The following is a 1,770-nucleotide window of genomic DNA, read 5'->3' on the forward strand; positions in this document are numbered from 1 at the left end:
TGTCGTCGCGGGCGCCACCCGCGCCACGCCTGTCATCGCGGGCGCCGCCGGCGCCACGCCTGTCGTCGCGGTTGTCACCGGCGCCGCGGTAGTTACCGCGGCCACCGCTGCTCCCGCCGCGGCCGCCGCTGTTGCCACCACGGCTCCCGCCGTTGTTTCCGCTGCTGTTCCTGCCGCTGCTGCTTCGCATCAAATTTCCGTTAGTCGTCTGCGTCGTCTGCGTACCCCGAATCCGGCGCGTCGGGCGCGTCCGGATCGAACGACGGAACACCTTCCAGCGTCTCGGCCTCGATCGCGTCCGCCTCGGGGAGGAAGGGCGCGAGCTCCGGCAGCTCGTCAAGGCCGCGCAGGCCCATCCGCTCCAGAAAATAGTTCGTCGTCCTGTACAGGATCGCACCTGTTTCGGGTTCCGCGCCCGCCTCCTCCACCAGACCCCGCTGCAACAGGGTCCGCATGACCCCGTCACAGTTGACTCCGCGCACCGCGGAGACCCGGGAACGGCTGACCGGCTGGCGGTACGCGACGACGGCAAGAGTCTCCAGGGCGGCCTGCGTCAACCGGGCGACCTGCCCGTCCAGCACGAAGCCCTCGACGGCCTCGGCGTACTCGGGCCGCGTGTAGAACCGCCAGCCCCCGGCGACGAGCCGCAGCTCGAAACCGCGCCCCTGCACGGTGTACTCGTCCGCCAGCTCGCGCAGCGCGTCCGCGACGGCCCGCCGGGGACGCTGCAGGATCTTGGCGAGGTGTTCCTCGGTGGCGGGCTCGTCGACGACCATCAGGACGGCCTCCAGGGCGGGCTTGAGGTCGAGCCCGGCCACCGCGGCGCTGTCCGTCTCCGTACTCATCCCGCAGGCTCCTTGTCCTTGGTCTCCGGCTCGGGCGCCCGGTCGAACTCGTCGGTCACCACGGGCTCCGTGCCGCCCTCGCTCCCGGTCCAGCGCACGAGGAGCTCGCCGAGCGCGGTCTCCTGGTCCAGGGCGACGGCCTTCTCGCGGTACAGCTCCAGCAGCGCCAGGAACCGCGCCACCACGGTCAGCGTGTCCTCGGTGTCCGCCACCAGCTCCCGGAAGCTGGCCTCCCCGAGCTCCCGCAGCCGGGCCACCACGAGACCGGCCTGCTCCTGCACGCTCACCAGCGGGGCATGGATGTGGTCGACGTACACCTGCGGCTTGGGCTTGGGCTGCATCGCCTTCACCGCGAGCCGGGCGAACCCCTCGGCGCCGATGCTGATGACCACGTCCGGCAGCAGCTCGGCGTGGTGCGGCTCCAGGCCGACGGTCCGCGGGTAGCGCCGCGCCTCCTCGTCGAGCCGCCCGCTGAAGATGTCGGCGATGCGCTTGTACGCGCGGTACTGCAGCAGCCGCGCGAACAGCAGGTCGCGGGCTTCGAGCAGGGCGAGGTCCGCCTCGTCCTCCACCTCGGCGGCGGGCAGCAGCCGGGCCGCTTTCAGGTCGAGCAGCGTCGCGGCGACGACGAGGAACTCCGTGGTCTGGTCGAGATCCCAGTCCGGGCCCATCGCCCGGATGTGCGCCATGAACTCGTCGGTCACCTTCGACAGCGCGACCTCGGTGACATCGAGCTTGTGCTTCGAGATGAGCTGGAGCAGCAGGTCGAAGGGGCCCTCGAAGTTGGCGAGCCGCACCGTGAAGCGCCCGTCGTCCACCTCGGCGGCGCCGGACTCGGGCGCCTCGGCCGGTCCGTCACCCGGGGCGGCAGGTCCGTCCCCCGGCGCCGGGTCACCGCCGTCACCGGGCGTCGCGTCCGGCCCGG

General features: G+C 72.0%; 3 protein-coding genes. All 3 read right to left on the reverse strand.

All coding sequences use genetic code 11. The annotated features are described in order from the left end of the window. Positions 1-190: hypothetical protein (locus G3I40_RS37100; protein WP_203645450.1), on the reverse strand; the 190-nt coding region annotated here is incomplete at its 3' end. A 10-nt stretch (positions 191-200) separates the two neighbouring features. Continuing rightward, entirely contained in the window at positions 201-845 is a 645-nt protein-coding gene (gene scpB / locus G3I40_RS37105) for an SMC-Scp complex subunit ScpB (protein WP_164559226.1), read from the reverse strand. Continuing rightward, positions 842-1,770: segregation/condensation protein A (locus G3I40_RS37110; protein WP_239092164.1), on the reverse strand; the 929-nt coding region annotated here is incomplete at its 5' end. The genes scpB and G3I40_RS37110, both read right to left, overlap by 4 nt.

The sequence above is a fragment of the Streptomyces sp. SID14478 genome, from assembly GCF_010548525.1.
Taxonomy (GTDB): Bacteria; Actinomycetota; Actinomycetes; order Streptomycetales; family Streptomycetaceae; genus Streptomyces.